Below are 19476 nucleotides of genomic sequence, written 5' to 3'. Positions count from 1 at the left end.
CAATCAAAACAAATCACAAATTGACTTAATCTGAATAAATATGAAGGTAAATGCGATGAGTAAAGTAAAAAGCATCACGCGTGAATCATGGATCCTGAGCACATTCCCGGAGTGGGGAAGTTGGCTGAATGAAGAGATCGAACAGGAGCAGGTCGCCCCGGGCACATTCGCTATGTGGTGGCTTGGCTGTACCGGCATCTGGCTGAAGTCGGAAGGCGGGACGAACATCTGCGTCGATTTCTGGTGCGGGACGGGTAAACAGAGTCACGGTAACCCGCTAATGAAAACCGGCCACCAGATGCAACGCATGGCTGGGGTGAAGAAACTGCAGCCAAACCTGCGCACCACGCCGTTTGTTCTTGATCCGTTTGCAATTCGACAGATCGATGCGGTGCTGGCGACACACGATCATAACGATCACATCGACGTGAATGTCGCGGCCGCCGTCATGCAAAACTGCGCCGATGACGTACCATTTATCGGGCCGCAAACCTGTGTGGATCTGTGGATCGGTTGGGGTGTGCCAAAAGAGCGCTGCATCGTGGTAAAACCAAGCGATGTGGTGAAAGTGAAAGATATTGAAATTCATGCGCTTGACGCGTTTGATCGTACGGCATTAATCACGCTACCTGCCGATCAAAAAGCGGCAGGTGTGCTGCCGGATGGTATGGATGCACGTGCGGTAAACTACCTGTTCAAAACACCGGGCGGAACGCTGTACCACAGCGGAGACTCGCACTACTCTAACTACTACGCAAAGCATGGCAACGAGCACCAGATCGATGTTGCGCTCGGCTCCTATGGTGAGAATCCGCGCGGGATTACGGACAAAATGACCAGCTCCGACATGCTGCGCATGGCGGAAGCGTTGAATACGAAAGTGGTGATCCCTTTCCATCATGACATCTGGTCAAACTTCCAGGCCGACCCTCAGGAGATCCGCGTACTGTGGGAGATGAAAAAAGATCGACTGAAGTATGGCTTTAAGCCGTTTATCTGGCAGGTGGGCGGTAAGTTCACCTGGCCGTTGGACAAAGATAACTTTGAATATCATTATCCGCGCGGCTTTGATGACTGCTTCACGATTGAACCGGATCTGCCGTTTAAATCCTTCTTGTGACCCCTACAAAATGCCGGGCTATTCCGGCATTTTTTCCCATTTACTTTAGTATTTCCAGGCTATTTCAAATATCATCTTTTCAAATCAATTTGTATCGGAATAGCTCATGACTGAAGCACAAAGACATCAAATATTGCTGGATATGCTGGCGCAGTTGGGCTTTGTTACCGTTGAGAACGTGATTGAGCGTCTGGGGATTTCACCAGCCACAGCACGCCGGGACATCAATAAACTCGACGAAAGCGGCAAACTCAAGAAAGTCCGCAATGGCGCAGAAGCCATTACCCAGCAACGTCCGCGCTGGACACCTATGAATCTGCATCAGGCGCAGAACCACGATGAAAAAGTTCGCATTGCCAAGGCCGCATCCCAACTTGTAAATGCGGGTGAAAGCGTGGTGATCAACTGCGGATCAACCGCCTTCCTGCTTGGTCGTGAAATGTGCGGCAAGCCGGTGCAGATCATCACCAATTATCTGCCGCTGGCGAACTATCTGATCGACCAGGAGCATGACAGCGTGATCATCATGGGAGGGCAATACAACAAAAGCCAGTCCATCACGCTTAGTCCGCAAGGCAGCGAAAATAGCCTGTATGCCGGACACTGGATGTTTACCAGCGGTAAAGGGTTGACCGCGGACGGATTGTATAAAACCGATATGCTAACCGCGATGGCTGAGCAGAAGATGCTTAACGTAGTGGGTAAACTGGTGGTGCTGGTCGATAGCAGTAAGGTCGGTGAACGCGCGGGGATGCTGTTCAGTCGCGCCGATCAAATCGATATGCTCATTACCGGCAAAAATGCTAACCCTGAGATTCTGCAACAACTTGAAGCTCAGGGCGTAAGCATCGTGCGCGTTTAAAGGTGCTGGCGAAAAAACGTTACCGTCGCTGCCAGCGCCTCTGGCGTGATGCGGTGGCGTACGCCCGCTTCCCACAGGCAGGTTAAATTGTTATCCAGCCCTGCCTGAATCAGCGCCTGCTGTAAGCGGAAGGTTTCAACCGCGGGCACCACATCGTCCTCCTGTCCATGCCACAACAGCAACGGTCTGTCGGCCAGGCGTTGTAGTTGATGCGTAACGTCCCATTCGGCGAGCGGTGCGATAACGGCATCGAACTCCGCCTGCTGCTCTGGCGTCTGGACTCGTAAAGGGGGAAAAAGCGTCTGTGCAAGACGGGTAAAATAGCCCGAACCCATCAGGCTGGCTACACATTTAACCTCGGAATGGCGGGCCATAATGCCCAACGCCGTCATGCCTCCCATCGACGCCCCCGCAACAGCAAGTCTTTCATCTGATAGCCAATTTTCCGCCACCAGCGCCGCACGTAACGTCGTAAACTCCTGCATGTTTTGCTGCAATATATGCCAGAAGCGGAACATTCGCTCCTGAGCATCACCTTTGAAGCGGGCACCATGGTCGGGCGCATCTGGCATGACAACCCGGAATCCGGCCTGAGCCAGAGCAACGGCAAAATAGCTATAGACCAGACTTGAAGATGTAAACCCGTGATAGAAAATAATGCAAGGGAGTGAACACTCGCGTTTGCCAGCCGGAACGGCGTGCAAGACAGGGATACCAGCCAACTGTCGTGTTTCAATTTCGATCATTTGTCGCCTCTTTTTTTCTGGTATGCCATGCAGCAATACTTAACGCAAGCGAATGTGTTCGGCAATGATTCATAATGTTGAGAACTGGGTTACGCTTTCGCAACATTTTCATTCGAAAATCGCGTGAGAGATAACACTTCGGGAACATTCCCCTAAAGGGAAATTAATAAGGCACTACACTATGGCTATCAGGAAACGAGATAGAGTTATGCGTCGGTTTGCCTCTTTATTGCTGGTGATGCTTTTAAGCGCCTGTAGCGTGCTACAGGGAACGCCCCAACCCGCACCGCCCGTTGCCGACCACCCGCAGGAGATCCGCCGTGACCAGAGTAATGGGTTACAGCGAATAGGAACGGTCAGCTCGCTGGTAAGAGGCTCTCCGGATGATGCGCTGGCAGAGATCCGTGACAAAGCCGTCGCGGCTAAAGCTGATTACTACGTGGTTTTATTAGTGGATGAAACCATCGTGACAGGCCAATGGTATTCACAAGCTATTTTGTATCGTAAATAACATTGGGTTGGAATTTAGTCAGCTTTACATTGCTTTGCGCCGCTATGCGTTTACCTGTGCACAATAAACCAACAGCAGGAAGCTTGAGGTTTATGATCGCGATGGAATGCCCTGCCGTGTGTAGGGGTACGAATAATGGAGCTGACGATGAAACAATCACTTGCCTTATCCTCACTGCTGCTTTCTGCCGGACTGGTAGGTACTACGGCGCAGTCTGCCGAGTTCGCCAGTGCTGACTGCGTTACAGGCCTGAACGAAATTGGCCTGATATCTGTCAGTAACATTGCAGGGAATCCGCAGGATGTAGAACGAGTAGTCGCGTTAAAAGCGGATGAACAGGGTGCCTCATGGTATCGGATCATTCAGATGTACGAAGACCAGCAGCCCGACAACTGGCGCGTACAGGCCATTCTCTATGCTTAACAGATTGCCGGATGGCGTAAACTTATCCGGCCTACATTGAATGTAGGCATGATAAGGCGCGCCAGCGTCGCCATCAGGCATATTATTACCGTAATCCCCCCGTTGCCCGCAGGAGCAAGTCGTTCAGCACCTGCTCGGACAATCGTAGTCCACCACGCGTATCGATCATCATTTGACACCAGGCCTGCGCCACTGGCGGAGAGGCATAGCGCAACATCTGCGCCCCGCAACCGAGCAGGAAAAGCTGCTGTGTAATCTCCCGTCCCAACTCCTCGCTGGGTTTACGTAAACGCTGCTGTAGTTGACGTACCCTTCGATCGTAATGTCGGTCTTGCCCTTTTACCTCAGCAAAGGCTTCGCTGAGCATATCGTATATGCCGGGTTGTTTTGTCAGCACCCGCAATACATCGAGGCACATAATGTTGCCAGAGCCCTCCCAGATACTGTTTACCGGCATCTCACGATACAGGCGCGGCAATTCACTCTCCTCGCAGTAGCCAATCCCGCCGAGCACTTCCATCGCCTCTGCAACAAACGGCATACCGGCCTTGCAAACAGAGAATTTCGCTGCTGGTGTGAACAACCTGGCCCACAGAGATTCTTGGGCATCAGCGCGACGGTCCCAGGCCCGCGCCAGTCGGAACAGTAACGCCGTCTGACCTTCCAGTTGGAGCGCCATCCGACCTAATACCTGGCGCATCATCGGTTGTTCAATCAATGGTTTGCCAAAAACCTGTCGCTGGTGCGCATGGTAAATCGCGACAGAAAAAGCACGTCGCATCATGCCATGACTGCCGAGCGCACAGTCAAAACGCGTCATCCCACCCATTTTCAGGATATGACGTATACCTTCCCCTTCTTCACCCAATAGCCAGCCAATCGCATCGTGGAATTCAACCTCGCAGCTGGCGTTGGAGCGATTGCCTAACTTATCTTTCAGCCGCTCCAGACGAATAGCATTACGCTGCCCGTCGGGTAAAAATCGCGGTACAAAAAAGCAGGATAAACCTCCCTTTGCCTGAGCCAGCACCAGATGGGCATCGCTTTGCGGCACGGAGAAAAACCACTTATGTCCCACCAGCCGATACGAGCCGTCTGTAAGACGTTCTGCCTGAGTGGTATTGCTCAGCACATCTGACCCCCCCTGCTTCTCGGTCATTCCCATGCCGATCAATAACCCACGCTTTTGCCCTCCTGGCAGTAAATGCGAGTCATAACGGTCGCTTAGCAGCGGCGTAAACCAGTCGTGAAAGGGGGCAGGTAACATCTGAAGTAACAACGGCGTGGCGGCAAAAGTCATGGTAACCGGACACAACGTGCCCGCTTCCACCTGCGCATGCAGCATGAAACGGGCCGCCCGGGCAACAAATGTTCCCTGCCTCGCGTCTTCTTCCCAGGCCAGATTATGTACTCGATTGGCGCACAATCCCTGCATCAGCAAATGCCAGGCAGGATGAAAACGCACATCATCCAGCCGCTGACCCTGCGAGTCGTAGCGCAACAACTCGGGTGGAAAAGCATTGGCCAGACGGCCAAGCTCAAGCGACTCGGCAGTCCCTAGCTGCTGACCAATACTGGCGAGAAGATCGCTATCCCAGCCAGCGCCTTCACGGATAACCGCTTCACACAGCGCGCCATCGGACAGATATAAGTTGCTGTTATTGAGCGGTACAGGTTGGTTAAAAACGGTATGCGTTTGCCAGTGCATTGTGTCTCCCTCCGTCAATGGCCGTCACCTTAAGTATGGTCAGGCAGAGGGCTGCACGCATGGGACAACGGTCACAAAAAAGCCATCCCGAAGGATGGCTTGAGAGAAGAGAGAAATGAGGGAGATAGTTTAGCCGCGCTGGCGTACAGCCTCAAACAGGCAGATGCCCGTCGCAACTGAAACGTTCAGCGACGAAACGCTCCCAGCCATCGGGATGCTGATCAGTTCGTCACAGTGTTCGCGGGTCAAACGACGCATACCTTCACCCTCTGCGCCCATCACCAGCGCCAGACGTCCGGTCATTTTGCTCTGGTAGAGAGTATGGTCAGCTTCACCTGCGGTTCCGACGATCCAGATATTCTCTTCCTGCAGCATACGCATAGTGCGCGCCAGGTTGGTCACACGGATCAGCGGTACGCTTTCTGCCGCGCCGCAAGCCACTTTTTTCGCCGTTGCATTCAACTGCGCAGAACGATCCTTCGGTACGATAACAGCATGGACGCCAGCAGCATCGGCGCTACGCAGGCATGCCCCCAGGTTATGCGGATCGGTAACACCATCGAGGATCAAAAAGAACGGCTGATCGAGCGTAGCAATCAGATCCGGCAGATCGTTTTCCTGATACTGACGACCCGGCTTCACGCGAGCAATAATTCCCTGATGTACCGCACCCTCGCTTTTCTCATCCAGGAACTGGCGGTTAGCCAGCTGAATGACAACACCCTGTGCTTCCAGTGCGTGGATCAGCGGCAGCAGGCGTTTATCTTCACGACCTTTGAGAATAAAGACGTCCTGGAAGCGCTCAGGCGCACGTTCCAGCAGAGCCTGCACCGCATGGATGCCGTAAATCATTTCACTCATGAATGTACTCGTTAATAGTTTATGCGTAACGCGGGCAACGCGAGGTTGCCCGACTTACTGTTTATGGCTGTTATTGCGCGACTTTCTTTTTCGTCGCGCGTTTAGCTTTGGTGGCGGCAGCGATTTTAAGCGTTTTTGCCGATGGTTTTTTCGCTTTTTTATCGCCTTTCTTCTCAGCCGTTTTTTTATCCGCCTGAGGTTTGGCTCTGCCTTTCTTCTCGCCGCGGAAAGCGCTATCCGGCTCGAAATTCACTTTTTTGCCCATCTGACGACGCTTACCGGTATTTTTACCCGCATCGCCTTTTTTCGCTCTTTCACGCGCGGTTTTACCTTCATTGCGTGGTGCACGTTCGCTGGAGATCAAACTGAAGTCAATTTTACGCTCGTCCATGTTGACCGCTTCCACGCGAACTTCCACGCGATCGCCCAGGCGATACATTTGACCGCTGGATTCCCCCGTCAGACGCTGCCCAACCTGGTCAAAACGATAGTAGTCGTTATCCAGGGAGGAGACATGCACCAGACCGTCGATAAACAGCTCATCAAGACGGACGAAGAAACCAAACCCGGTAACGCTGGCGATCACGCCTTTGAAGACATTACCTACCTGATCCAGCATGAAGTCGCACTTCAGCCAGTCAGAGACGTCGCGTGTGGCTTCGTCAGCACGGCGCTCGGCCATCGAACAGTGTTGACCCAGCTGCAGCATCTCTTCCATCGAATAATGGTAGCCCCCCGTTTCCGTGGTGTTGCCTTTATGGCCCTGCTCCTGCGCCAGCAGATACTTAATCGCCCGGTGCAAGGAGAGATCCGGGTAACGACGGATCGGCGAGGTGAAGTGTGCATAAGATTGCAACGCAAGGCCAAAGTGACCGCGGTTTTCCGGATCGTAAATCGCCTGCTTCATTGAACGCAGCAGCATAGTTTGCAGCATTTCTGCGTCAGGACGGTCAGCAATCGACTCCAGCAGTTCGGCGTAATCACGCGGCTCGGGTTTATTACCGCCGGGCAGCTCCAGCCCCAGCTCCGCCAACACCGAACGGAACGAATTAATCGCTTCGGTCGTCGGCTTATCGTGAATGCGGAACAGTGCCGGCTCTTTGGCTTTCTCAACGAATCGCGCCGCTGAGATGTTCGCCATGATCATGCACTCTTCAATCAGTTTGTGCGCGTCATTACGCTGCGTCTGCTCAATACGCTCAATACGGCGTTCAGCATTGAAGATAAACTTCGCTTCTTCACTTTCAAACGAGATACCGCCACGCTCTTCACGCGCTTTATCCAGCACTTTGTAGAGGTTATGCAGCTCTTCAATGTGTTTAACCAACGGCGCGTACTGCTCACGCAGTTCCTGATCGCCCTGCAGCATGTGCCAGACCTTGGTGTAGGTCAGACGCGCATGGGAGCTCATAACCGCTTCGTAGAATTTAAAGCCTGTTAAGCGGCCTTTCGACGAAATGGTCATTTCACAGACCATACACAGCCTGTCCACCTGCGGGTTGAGCGAACACAATCCGTTAGACAGCACTTCCGGTAGCATCGGAACAACCTGCGATGGGAAGTAGACGGATGTGCCACGGCTGCGCGCTTCCTGGTCCAGCGGAGTCGGCGGGCGAACGTAATAGCTTACGTCAGCAATCGCCACCCATAAACGCCAGCCGCCGCCGCGCTTCTTCTCGCAGTAAACCGCATCATCGAAGTCACGCGCATCTTCGCCATCGATAGTGACCAGCGGCAGGGAGCGCAGATCGACACGCCCGGCTTTCGCTTCTTCCGGCACTTCTTCTTTCAGTCCGGCGACCTGTTTTTCGACCGCCTGAGGCCAGATATACGGGATTTCATGAGTACGCAGCGCCATATCAACGGCCATGCTGGTTCCCATGTTGTCGCCCAGGACTTCAACAATTTTACCCACCGCTTTAGTGCGACGCGTCGGACGCTGGGTCAGCTCAACCACGACCACGAAACCCATACGAGCACCCATCACCTCTTCCGGCGGGATCAGGATATCAAAGCTCAGGCGGCTGTCGTCAGGGACGACAAACCCAACGCCAGCGTCGGTGAAGTAGCGACCGACAATCTGGCTGGTTTTCGGTACCAGTACGCGCACAATACGCGCTTCGCGACGACCTTTACGGTCCGCTCCCAGCGGCTGTGCCAACACCTGATCGCCATGAATACAGGTTTTCATCTGCTCGCTGGACAGGTACAGGTCATCTTTGCGGCCTTCAACGCGCAGAAAGCCGTAGCCATCACGGTGGCCAATAACGGTACCTTTCAGCAGGTCAAGACGCTCCGGCAGCGCATAGCACTGACGACGAGTGAAGACCAGTTGCCCGTCACGCTCCATGGCGCGCAGGCGGCGACGCAGCGCTTCTTGCTGCTCTTCACCTTCAATGTTGAGTTCAGCGGCCAGCTCATCGCGGTTGGCCGGTTTTTCACGTTTAGTTAAATGTTCGAGGATAAATTCCCGGCTCGGGATAGGATTCGCGTATTTTTCTGCTTCGCGTTCCTGGAAAGGATCTTGTGACATCGAGGTTCCTCCATTGTCAGCTCTGATGAAGATTTTCGTCACTCCACCAGCAATAATTTATAAAGCGGTTGATTCTCTTCAACCAAATCAGCAAGTGTGTAGTTGTCCAGTTCCGTGAGAAAACTTTGCACTGCCTTAGAAAGCGCCTGTTTAAGTCGACAGGCTGGGGTAATGTGGCAAAACTCGCTGCTACAATTGACCAACGATAGTGGTTCCAGCTCGCGAACCACATCACCAATACCAATATCCTTAGCTGGTTTACCCAGGCGGATACCGCCATTTTTTCCTCGAATAGCAGTAACGAAGCCCGCACGGCTAAGTTGATTGATTATTTTGACCATATGATTACGGGACACGCCGTAGACTTCTGTCACCTCAGAAATACTGGTCATACGTCCTTCGGGAAGTGACGCCATGTAGATTAGCGCACGTAATCCGTAATCGGTGAAACTTGTTAACTGCACATCAACCTCAGGAAAAGGGATAAAACGGATAAACCTGGTGGTATTAATTACATTGATGATAAACCAGCCACCAGCCAGGTCGCTAATTTATTTCAGTTCAGGAAGGAAAAAAGCGAGGAACTTACGTGATTTTAAGCCGGATTATGATGCAAAGTGCCTCATCCGGCCTAAGATAATGCAAGCGCAGCGCCATTCGACGCCACGCTATAACCAGAATTATGCGTCGAACGGGTCGCGCAGGATCATGGTTTCAGTACGGTCTGGGCCAGTTGAGATAATATCAATCGGCACACCGGTCAGTTCTTCAATACGCTTGATGTAGTTCAGTGCTGCCTGCGGCAGACCGCTACGTTCCTTCACACCGAAGGTGGATTCAGACCAGCCCGGCATGGTTTCGTAGATCGGCTCGATACCTTTCCAGTCGTCTGCAGCCAGCGGGGTAGTCGTTACTTCACGGCCATCCGGCATACGATAAGCGACACAGATTTTCACCTCTTTCAAACCGTCCAGTACGTCCAGTTTGGTCAGGCAGAAGCCAGACAGGGAGTTAATCTGTACTGCACGGCGTACCGCAACGGAGTCCAGCCAACCGGTGCGACGACGACGACCGGTGGTCGCGCCATACTCGTTACCTTGTTTGCACAGGAACTCGCCAACGTCATCAAACAGCTCAGTCGGGAACGGACCCGCGCCTACGCGTGTAGAGTAAGCTTTGATGATACCCAGAACGTAATCCACATAACGTGGACCCAGGCCGGAGCCGGTCGCCACGCCACCTGCGGTGGTGTTGGAAGACGTTACGTACGGATAGGTACCGTGGTCGATATCCAGCAGGGTACCCTGTGCGCCTTCGAACATGACGAAATCGCCACGCTTACGCGCCTGGTCCAGCAGATCGGAAACATCAACAACCATAGAGGTCAGGATGTCGGCAATCGCCATCACATCATCCAGCACTTTCTGGTAGTCAACTGCTTCAACTTTATAGAAATTCACCAGCTGGAAGTTGTGATATTCCATCACTTCTTTCAGTTTTTCAGCGAAGGTTGCTTTATCAAACAGATCGCCAACGCGCAGACCGCGACGAGCTACTTTGTCTTCATAAGCCGGACCGATGCCACGACCGGTAGTACCGATCGCTTTCTCGCCACGCGCTTTCTCACGAGCATTATCCAACGCAACGTGATAATCAAGGATCAGCGGACAAGCTTCAGACAACAGCAGGCGCTCGCGAACCGGGATGCCACGATCTTCCAGTCCTTTCATTTCTTTCATCAGCGCGGACGGAGACAGTACAACACCGTTACCGATGATGCTGATGACATTCTCGCGAAGAATACCTGATGGAATAAGATGGAGGACGGTTTTTTCACCGTTGATTACGAGAGTATGGCCTGCGTTGTGACCACCCTGGTAGCGCACAACATATTTAGCCCGTTCAGTCAGAAGATCGACGATCTTCCCTTTACCTTCGTCACCCCATTGGGTGCCCAGTACGACGACGTTGTTACCCATTTTTCAAAATCACCGTTTGCTTAAAAATGGATTCTACCACCGCTTTTTCAGATATACAGCACTTTTTGCATGCGAAAATCCGCAAAATAGGCTACTTATTGATCAGCCAATCGTTTTCCTCAACATGTAGTAGACCACAACGCCCGCAACCACAAGACCTCCACCAAAACGACGCAAAGTATTTTCGGGAAGTTGCGCCATTGCGGAAATCATTTTCTTCCACGCGCGGGGATAAAGCATAGGGCCCAGGCCTTCCAGCACCAAAACCAGCGCGAGCGCCAGCAAAATTGTTGAATTCATCCATCGTCCTTTTATAAAAAGAAAACCACCGCATCCCTGGGGATGCCGGTGGTTTTGCTGGTTTAAAACCGCTGGAACTTTATTAGCGTGTCGTAGTGCTCGGTGTCTTCATGTAGCGGAAGAAATCGCTGTCCGGGCTCATGACCATCACGTCCTGGTTGCCTTCGAAGCTCTTCTCGTAAGCACGCAGGCTACGGATGAAGGCGTAGAAGTCAGGATCCTGGCTGAACGCATCGGCAAACAGTTTAGCGGCTTCTGCATCGCCTTCACCGCGCATGATGCGGCCTTGACGCTCAGATTCTGCCAGCGTTTTAGTCACTTCATAATCCGCCGTGGCACGCAGTTTTTCCGCTTCTTCCTGACCTTGTGAACGATGGCGACGCGCTACCGCTTCACGCTCAGCGCGCATACGGTTGTAGATAGCCTCAGACACTTCAGCAGGCAGGTTGATTTGCTTGATACGCACGTCAACCACTTCGATGCCCAATGCCGCCATACTGTTCGGGTTGATGACCGGTACTTTACCGTTTGTTTCAGCCTGAACACGCTCAGCCGCTTCGGCAATCGCGCTATCTGCCGCCGGAGTCGCGACTTCATCTTCCGTGCCAGCAGAACCGGAGTTTAGCGCATCACGAACTTCCAGCGTCAGACGACCGCGGGAATCGGTAACGATGTCTTTCACGTCCAGACGACCAATTTCAGAACGCAGACGGTCAGAGAACTTACGTTTCAGCAGGACTTCCGCCTGAGAAACATCGCCACCGCCCGTTGCCAGGTAGTAACGGCTAAAGTCACTGATGCGCCACTTAATGTAGGAGTCAACGATCAGGTCTTTCTTCTCTTTGGTAACAAAGCGATCGGCCTGGTTGTCCATGGTCTGAATACGCGCATCCAGCATCTTCACAGATTCAATAAACGGAATCTTGAAGTGCAGGCCTGGTGCCACAACCAGCGGCTTGTTTTCATCGTCACGCAGAACTTTACCAAAGCGCAGAGTAATCCCGCGCTCGCCTTCTTTGACCACAAAGACAGACATGAACAGAACTACCAGAACGATGATGATAATCGCAATAACTGACTTACGCATCGTTATTCCCCCTGACGCTGGTAGTCGTTACGCTGCGCGTTCGCGCGGCGTTGGTCCATAATATCGCCCTGACTGGTGGACGAGGTATTGCTTGCTCCAGTGCCGGACGTCGTTGCTGGCGGCAGACGCAGCAGGTTTGAACTGCTGTCACTCTTTGCTGCTGGCGCACTACCGCCTTTCAGCATTTGATCCAGCGGCAGAACCATCAGATTGCTGCCCTTATCGTTAACCAGGACTTTGCGGGTATTGCTCAGCACTTTTTCCATGGTTTCGATATACAGACGCTCGCGAGTAATTTGCGGTGCGGCTTTATATTCCGGCAGAATTTTTGCGAAACGAGCCACTTCACCCTGTGCTTCCAGGATGGTTCGCGTTTTGTAAGCACGCGCTTCTTCCAGAATACGCTGCGCCTGACCGTTAGCACGTGGCTGAACTTCGTTGGTGTACGCTTCTGCTTCACGGATGTACTGCTGCTCGTTTTCACGTGCTGCAATGGCATCGTCAAACGCGGCTTTTACTTCTTCCGGCGGACGTGCTGCCTGGAAGTTGACGTCCAGCAGGGTGATACCCATGTTGTACGGACGGATCGTTTCTTCCAGTTCACGCTGGGTATCGCTACGAATAACGGTACGCCCTTCGGTCAGGATACGGTCCATGGTGTATTTACCGATAACCCCACGCAGGGCGCTGTCGGTTGCCTGACGCAGACTGTCATCCGCGCTGGTTACGCTAAACAGGTAACGCTGCGGATCGGTCACGCGGTACTGCACGTTCATTTCAACGCGTACGACGTTTTCGTCAGAGGTCAGCATCACGCCGGATGCGGCAAGTTCACGCACGGCTTCCACGTTGACCGGAGTCACTTCGTCGACAAAGGTCGGTTTCCAGTTCAGACCCGGTTCAACCAAATGGCTGAATTTACCGAAGCGTGTCACCACGCCGCGTTCCGCTTCTTTAATGGTGTAGAAACCGCTGGCCGCCCAGATAATGACGATAGCTGCCGCTGCGATAGTAAAGACTCGACCACCCAATTGCGGACGAGGGCCTTGCGATGAGCTACCGCCGCCAGAACCAGCACCTTTACCGCCACCCAGACCACCGAGCTTTTTACTCAGTTTGCGGAAGATATCATCCAGATCGGGAGGTCCCTGATCGCGACCACCTTTGTTTCCATTTCCCTCAGGGTTGCCGCCAGGTTTGCTGCTTCCCCACGGGTCGCGGTCTTGTCCGTTATTACCGGGCTGATTCCACGCCATTTTTGTGCTCCATATTTGTTATGCGATGCTATACCTGCGTATTTTGCGCTGCCGATGCGTTGGCTACGCCCTTTAATCTCAGTCACATAGTTGACTATGCTCCTGAAGATTTCAGGACTTGCCACCTTCATGCTGCACAAAACCCACAAGGTATAGAGGCGAAAAAATCTTCAGGCCATATCCGTCAGGTCAGACAATATAGTCTTCCAGTGCCGGTTCTTGTTTACAGAGGCGACGCCAGTCTACGATCGGCATACGAACCTGCAGACCTACGCTGCCGTCCTCCTCCATCCACTCTCTTTCTATTGCCTGAAGTTGGTAAAACCGGCTTCTCAGACGCCCTTCCTGCGGCGGCAAACGCAACGTATGCTGCGCCACCTCACCGGAAAGTCGCTCAGTCAAAGCCTGAAAAAGCTGTGGTATACCTATTCCCGTTTGCGCTGAAACCCAAACGCGAATGGGTTTATTCTCTTCATCTCTGTCGATACGTGGTTCAAAATCATCCAGCATATCGATTTTATTCATCACCAGCAGAGTCGGGATCTCATGCGCATCGATCTCTTCGAGCACCGTGTCGACGGCCTCGATGTTTTCCTGCACACGAAAATCTGCAGCATCAATAACATGCAGCAGCAATGTCGCCTGACGCGTTTCCTGCAGGGTGGCCTTAAACGCCGCCACCAGGTCGTGCGGCAAATGACGGATAAACCCTACGGTATCCGCCAGCACGGTTTCACCGACGTCCGCTACGTCTATACGGCGCAGCGTTGGGTCCAGGGTTGCAAACAGCTGATCCGCTGCGTAAACCCGGGCTTCGGTGATCTGGTTGAACAGGGTGGATTTTCCGGCGTTGGTATATCCCACCAGTGATACGGTTGGGACATCCGCTTTCTTGCGCGACTGTCGCCCCTGCTCACGTTGCTTTTCAACTTTTTCCAGGCGCGACTGTATTTGCAAAATGCGATTACGCAGCAAACGACGGTCGGTTTCGAGCTGGGTTTCACCCGGACCGCGCAAACCAATCCCGCCCTTTTGCCTTTCAAGGTGGGTCCAGCCACGGACCAGACGAGTAGCCATATGGCGCAACTGCGCCAGCTCAACCTGCAACTTACCCTCATGGGTGCGCGCACGCTGGGCAAAAATATCTAAAATAAGACCTGTCCTGTCGATAACAAGACACTGGCACAACTGTTCCAGGTTACGTTCCTGGGCGGGGCTTAGAGCATGATCAAAAATCACCACCGCAGCGCCAGTCGCTTTTACGGCTTCCGCAATTTCGATTGCCTTACCTTCACCAACAAAATACTTCGGGTGCGGTGCTTTACGGCTCCCGGTAATCACCTGCATTGCTTCGACACCGGCGGAAGAAACCAGAGATTCAAACTCCTGGAGGTCTTCCATATCTTTGTCTTGCGAAAAATAGATGTGTACCAGTACCGCCTGCTCACCGGCATCATAACGGTCAAACAAGCGTCAACCCCTTAATATATATCAACGGGGAACGCAGGATCGCTGGCTCCCCGTGTGTAAAACAGCTAACAACCTTATTCGGTTTCTTCGCTGTCCTGTTGCGCAGATGAACCTTGCGCGTTGCTACCGTGATGGTAGTTGCTGCCAGTGCCGCCGGTGGCATTATTGCTGTGATGAGAAACCGGGCGAGACGGGACAACAGTAGAAATCGCGTGCTTATAAACCATCTGGCTGACCGTGTTTTTCAACAGGATCACGAACTGATCAAAAGACTCGATTTGACCTTGCAGCTTAATACCATTCACCAAATAAATAGAAACTGGAACACGTTCCCGACGCAGTGCGTTCAGGAACGGATCTTGTAAAGATTGCCCCTTAGCCATTCTCTCTTTTCCTTATATGCTTATTTGTACTTTGAACCTTTCGATTCTGAAAAATTGCGCACGATACGTTTCAATTGTACACATTCAGTTCGCGATAGCACCAACAACCTGTAATACTTCGTTTCGCGCCTGGTCAGGCTTTTCACTGTCAAGCCAGTGCACCCCTTCCCAACCACGCAACCAGGTTACCTGTCGCTTCGCCAACTGCCTCGTGGCGCAAACACCTCTATAAACCATTTCATCGTATGAAATTTCGCCTTCAATGTATGACCACATCTGGCGATACCCTACACAACGAATGGAAGGCAAATCCGTATGCAAATCTCCACGGGCAAATAGCGCCCGGACTTCTGCTTCAAAACCTGAAGCCAACATCTGATGAAAACGCTGCTCAATTCGCTGATGGAGCAGTTCACGGCTCGCCGGGGCGATAGCAAACTGATGCACCTGATACGGCAAAGCATCTCCTGACGTTTGCGTCAGCTCCGTTAAAGTTTTACCCGAAATGAAAAAAACTTCCAGTGCCCGGGAAAGTCTTTGCGGATCATTTGGATGAATACGCGCCGCAGCCACCGGATCTATTTCCTGAAGCTGTCGGTGTAACGCGTCCCACCCATGCTCTGCCGCCTGCTGCTCAATTCTTGCCCTGACTTCCGGATCTGCCGACGGTAACGGCGACAGCCCTTCAAGCAAGGCTTTGAAATATAACATTGTGCCACCCACCAGCAGCGGAATACGCCCCGCGGCGGTGATATCGGCCATCTCGGCTAACGCATCGCGGCGAAAATCCGCAGCAGAGTACGCCTGGGACGGATCGCGGATATCCAGCAACCGGTGCGGCGCGGCCTGTAATTCATCTGCATCAGGCTTGGCTGTACCGATATCCATCCCCTTGTAAATAAGGGCGGAATCAACGCTTATCAACTCTACAGGCAAAACTTTACGCAATTCAATTGCCAGTGCCGTTTTACCGGAGGCCGTCGGCCCCATCAAAAAAATCGCCTTTGGCAGGCTCACCTTACGGGTATCACTCATGTTTCAGGGCATTCATTACCGAATGTAAATCAACAGGTTGTAACAAACCACCCGGCGGTGCCTTCACGAGTTGTGGGCAAAGCCGCTCAACATCCGCTAACAGCGTAATCGCCTGAGCCATGCTCCACTGCGGATGCTCGCTAATCAGATTACGTGCAATCCACTGTGCAATATTGCCCGGTTCGAATTCGGACTGCTGCGCCAGGTAGCCTATCAGTTCAGGAATCAAGATTTGTAAATTTTGTTGGCGTAAGGGTAAAGGCACCGCCCGGATGGTCACATGCTGCGCATCCAGTTGAAATTCAATACCCAACTCAGCCAGTTGGCTCTGCCCTTTTTGCAGCGCCGCTTTTTCATCAGCGGTCACTTTTAGACGTAAAGGGATCAGTAACGGCTGAGCGCATACGACGCCCTGGTCCGGCGTTAACTGCGCCTGACGTAGCCAACGTTCCGCCACCGGCAATGCCAGCAACCGAATATGACCATCGCATTCGAGTAATGCGCAGTCCGTACCGACAATGGTTAGCACCCGCCCAAAGCCCTGACTGCTGCCGGTCAGAGGTGCTGATGGCGTTTCAGAAACCGGCGTTTTACGCGGCGGAACCGGCGTCTGTAGCAGTTGCTGATAAATCTCACCCTGCTGCTTTTGATATCCAGGTTGGGCATGAGGCCAGCTGGCCCCCGTCTGACGGCCACCACTACTGCCAGCGCCAGCAGATGCTGAGTAACGCGGCGTCGCAGGTTCACGCGCCGGGGCCGGTTCGGCAAAATGGTTACGCCCGGCCGCGACGCGGTTTTCCGGGATGTGCCTTGGGGCGGGCTCGTCGTCATCAGCCAACGGCAGCGGCGTTTCAAGCTGCTGTTGCAGGACGCTCAACACGCCCTGGTAAATAAAATCATGCACCAGGCGGGACTGATGAAAACGGACCTCATGTTTGGCGGGATGTACGTTAACATCCACCTGATGCGGGTCGATTTCCAGATACAACACAAAAGCGGGCTGCTGATCGGCTCCCAGCTTATCTTCACAGGCCTGACGAATAGCATGGTTGATCAACCGGTCGCGCATCATCCGGCCATTCACATAGCAGTACTGGATTTCCGCCAGCGCCGCCGTTGTGTGGTTAGGATCGGCCACCCAGCCGCGCAGCGTTAAATCGCCATGCTGCCATTCAATCGCCAGCGCATGTTCCAGAAACGGCGTGCCGCAAATCGCGCCCAGTCGGCGCTCCTGCTGCCCATCCGCGGCCACTGCCCGGTACTGACGCACCACTTTGCCGTTGTGCGACAAATTAATCGTCACATCAAAACGTGCCAGCGCAATGCGGCGGATTATTTCGTCGATATGATTAAATTCAGTTTTCTCGGTGCGCATAAACTTGCGCCGCGCCGGGGTGTTGTAGAACAGATCTAACACCTCCAGCGTGGTTCCCACCGGATGCGCAGCGGGTTTAACCGTCACATCCATGTCGCGCCCTTCGGCATAGGCTTGCCAGGCTTCAGGTTGTTCTTGCGTACGCGACGTCAGGGTTAAACGAGAAACGGAGCTGATACTGGCCAGCGCTTCGCCGCGAAACCCGAGGCTCACGATGGCTTCGAGATCGTCAAGCGAGGAAATTTTACTGGTGGCATGACGCGCCAGCGCCAGCGCCAGCTCGTCTTTTTTAATCCCGCAGCCGTTGTCACGAATACGGATAAGCTTCGCGCCGCCGCGCTCAATATCAATATCAATGCGCGTCGCACCGGCATCGATACTGTTTTCCACCAGCTCCTTCACCACTGACGCAGGCCGTTCTACCACCTCGCCTGCGGCAATCTGGTTCGCCAGCTGTGGCGGTAGAACCTGAATCGGCATGGCTAATCCTTAATTTGTTAACGTGTTACCAGGCGATACCGCACTGGCGGTTTGCGCCTGTGTGCCCTGAGGCCCGGTTTGCATCGGGTGCGCCTGGAAATAGTTACGCAATCCTTTGTAAATTGCCTCGGCCAGCTGCTGCTGGTAGTCATCACTCGCCAACAGACGCTCTTCGCTGTTGTTACTGATAAAGCCGGTTTCAACCAGCACTGACGGGATATCAGGCGAACGTAATACCCCAAGGCTGGCGTGTTCCGGACGACGCTTATGCATCGAGCCAATACGTTCTAACTGGCCGATCATGCTGGTCGCTACATCATACCCAACGCGTTGCGAATGACCGAACTGCAGATCCAACACGGCCTGGCTGAGATAAGGATCGGACTGGCTGTTTGCCAGAACATCACCCGCCCCACCCAACAGTTCCGATTGCTTTTCGTGCTGTTCCAGCCAGCCGGCCATCTCACTGTTTGCCCGACGGTTTGACAGTACCCAGACGGAAGCACCAGTGGCATCCCGGTTTGGCGCAGCATCCGCATGAATAGAGACCAGGAAGTTGGCGTTTTGTTTACGCGCAACGTCTGAACGCCCCATCACCGAGATAAAGTAATCGCCATCACGGGTGAGTACGCCTTTAAACATCGGGTCATCATTGAGCAAACTGCGCAGTTTGCGCGCTACGGCAATAGTGACGTTTTTCTCACGTGTGCCACCGGGACCAATAGCGCCAGGATCCTGCCCGCCGTGTCCGGCATCAATGGCGATAACTACTTTTTCGCCGTTACTGGTACTGGCGCGCGCCGCAGGTCGTGTGGAGGTATTACTGTTGGTTACCATCGTGGTGCGATCGTTTTCCGCTTTAAACGGATTACGCGCAGGCTCGGCAGGGCGCGGGGCGATAACCGGCGCTTCAACACGCTTCGCAACCACTGGAGGTGGTGGAGGCGGCGGTGGCGCATCAGCTTTGATGGTAAACACGACGGTATAATTGCCGCCGTTCTGGCGTTTTACGGCTTCGGCTTTGCCGTTCTCGGTTAAATCCACAACCAGGCGCAGAGACTGCGCATCTTTTGGCGTGCCGGAACGGATAGATTTCACCAGATTATTGCCGCTAAACAGCAGCGGTAACCCCTGAATCACACCGGTTTGTTTAATATCCAACGCGACGGTTCGTTTCCCGTCCTGCGAAACTGCGTATTCAGGATCGCCAATAAAGCTCAGCGTAATCCGCGCTTGTTGATCGCCATTGGACACCTGAAGATCGGAGAGGCTGGCGGCCCCTGCCTGCGCGCACAGCAGGACCAGTGTTGCCATCAGCCAGTTTCTGATGCGATAAATCATCCCGCC

At 53.3% G+C, this 19476-nt stretch carries 18 protein-coding genes; 4 read left to right on the top strand and 14 right to left on the bottom strand.

All coding sequences use genetic code 11. From position 1 onward, the window contains the following. Positions 1–55: 55 nt before the first annotated feature. Complete coding sequence (ulaG, locus tag BZK42_RS17650; RefSeq protein WP_080859606.1) at positions 56–1120, top strand: L-ascorbate 6-phosphate lactonase; 1065 nt, start codon at positions 56–58, stop codon at positions 1118–1120. Between the two features lie 106 nt (positions 1121–1226). Next, positions 1227–1982, top strand: coding sequence for an HTH-type transcriptional regulator UlaR (gene ulaR / locus BZK42_RS17645; protein WP_016151423.1), 756 nt, complete (start codon positions 1227–1229; stop codon positions 1980–1982). On the opposite strand, the gene yjfP is transcribed toward ulaR, so the two are convergent. Beyond that, positions 1979–2728 carry an esterase gene (yjfP, locus tag BZK42_RS17640; RefSeq protein ID WP_080859604.1) on the bottom strand — a complete coding sequence of 250 codons (750 nt, stop codon included), beginning with the start codon at positions 2726–2728 and terminating at the stop codon, positions 1979–1981. The genes ulaR and yjfP overlap by 4 nt on opposite strands. 181 nt (positions 2729–2909) lie before the next feature. Between yjfP and bsmA the strand changes: the two genes are divergently transcribed. Together bsmA and yjfN are read left to right on the top strand one after the other, a co-directional pair. Further along, the gene (gene bsmA / locus BZK42_RS17635; RefSeq protein WP_080859602.1) at positions 2910–3239 is read left to right on the top strand and encodes a biofilm peroxide resistance protein BsmA; all 330 of its coding nucleotides are present in this window, start codon (positions 2910–2912) and stop codon (positions 3237–3239) included. A gap of 147 nt (positions 3240–3386) precedes the next feature. Next, on the top strand, positions 3387–3662 hold the full coding sequence (yjfN, locus tag BZK42_RS17630; RefSeq protein WP_016151420.1) for a DUF1471 family protease activator YjfN: 276 nt from the start codon (positions 3387–3389) through the stop codon (positions 3660–3662). 85 nt (positions 3663–3747) lie between these two features. Here the strand turns inward: yjfN and BZK42_RS17625 are convergent, their stop codons facing one another. The 13 genes from BZK42_RS17625 to amiB all read right to left on the bottom strand — a co-directional run bounded on the left by BZK42_RS17625 (position 3748) and on the right by amiB (position 19470). Then, a complete protein-coding gene (locus tag BZK42_RS17625) occupies positions 3748–5370 on the bottom strand; it encodes an isovaleryl-CoA dehydrogenase (protein ID WP_080859599.1) in 1623 nt (540 codons plus the stop codon). Positions 5371–5499: 129 nt separating this feature from the next. Then, on the bottom strand, positions 5500–6231 hold the full coding sequence (gene rlmB / locus BZK42_RS17620; protein WP_003830482.1) for a 23S rRNA (guanosine(2251)-2'-O)-methyltransferase RlmB: 732 nt from the start codon (positions 6229–6231) through the stop codon (positions 5500–5502). 70 nt (positions 6232–6301) lie between these two features. After that, the gene (gene rnr, locus BZK42_RS17615; RefSeq protein WP_019078203.1) at positions 6302–8764 is read right to left on the bottom strand and encodes a ribonuclease R; all 2463 of its coding nucleotides are present in this window, start codon (positions 8762–8764) and stop codon (positions 6302–6304) included. Positions 8765–8802: 38 nt separating this feature from the next. After that, positions 8803–9228: a nitric oxide-sensing transcriptional repressor NsrR gene (gene nsrR / locus BZK42_RS17610; RefSeq protein WP_003025609.1), complete on the bottom strand. Its 426-nt coding sequence runs from the start codon at positions 9226–9228 to the stop codon at positions 8803–8805. Positions 9229–9444: 216 nt separating this feature from the next. Next, positions 9445–10743, bottom strand: coding sequence for an adenylosuccinate synthase (purA, locus tag BZK42_RS17605; protein ID WP_003025606.1), 1299 nt, complete (start codon positions 10741–10743; stop codon positions 9445–9447). 102 nt (positions 10744–10845) lie between these two features. Next, positions 10846–11043: a DUF2065 domain-containing protein gene (locus BZK42_RS17600; protein ID WP_019078201.1), complete on the bottom strand. Its 198-nt coding sequence runs from the start codon at positions 11041–11043 to the stop codon at positions 10846–10848. 82 nt (positions 11044–11125) lie between these two features. Next, positions 11126–12130, bottom strand: coding sequence for a protease modulator HflC (gene hflC, locus BZK42_RS17595; RefSeq protein WP_016155510.1), 1005 nt, complete (start codon positions 12128–12130; stop codon positions 11126–11128). A 2-nt stretch (positions 12131–12132) separates the two neighbouring features. Beyond that, a complete protein-coding gene (gene hflK / locus BZK42_RS17590; RefSeq protein WP_016151416.1) occupies positions 12133–13386 on the bottom strand; it encodes an FtsH protease activity modulator HflK in 1254 nt (417 codons plus the stop codon). A 189-nt stretch (positions 13387–13575) separates the two neighbouring features. After that, a complete protein-coding gene (gene hflX, locus BZK42_RS17585) occupies positions 13576–14856 on the bottom strand; it encodes a ribosome rescue GTPase HflX (RefSeq protein ID WP_016151415.1) in 1281 nt (426 codons plus the stop codon). Between the two features lie 74 nt (positions 14857–14930). After that, complete coding sequence (gene hfq, locus BZK42_RS17580) at positions 14931–15239, bottom strand: RNA chaperone Hfq (RefSeq protein WP_003025584.1); 309 nt, start codon at positions 15237–15239, stop codon at positions 14931–14933. An 84-nt stretch (positions 15240–15323) separates the two neighbouring features. Further along, positions 15324–16274: a tRNA (adenosine(37)-N6)-dimethylallyltransferase MiaA gene (gene miaA, locus BZK42_RS17575; protein WP_080859595.1), complete on the bottom strand. Its 951-nt coding sequence runs from the start codon at positions 16272–16274 to the stop codon at positions 15324–15326. Continuing rightward, positions 16267–18129: a DNA mismatch repair endonuclease MutL gene (gene mutL, locus BZK42_RS17570; RefSeq protein ID WP_080859593.1), complete on the bottom strand. Its 1863-nt coding sequence runs from the start codon at positions 18127–18129 to the stop codon at positions 16267–16269. Before mutL ends, miaA begins: the two co-directional genes overlap by 8 nt. Positions 18130–18138: 9 nt before the next feature. Next, positions 18139–19470 (bottom strand): N-acetylmuramoyl-L-alanine amidase AmiB, encoded by a 1332-nt coding sequence (amiB, locus tag BZK42_RS17565; protein ID WP_065554875.1) that lies wholly within the window; start codon positions 19468–19470, stop codon positions 18139–18141. Between the last annotated feature and the right edge of the window lie 6 nt (positions 19471–19476).

The organism is Citrobacter braakii (assembly GCF_002075345.1).
Lineage (GTDB): Bacteria > Pseudomonadota > Gammaproteobacteria > Enterobacterales > Enterobacteriaceae > Citrobacter > Citrobacter braakii.
The sequence above is the reverse complement of the archived record's forward strand: the minus strand, read 5'-3'. Positions and strand labels throughout refer to the sequence as shown.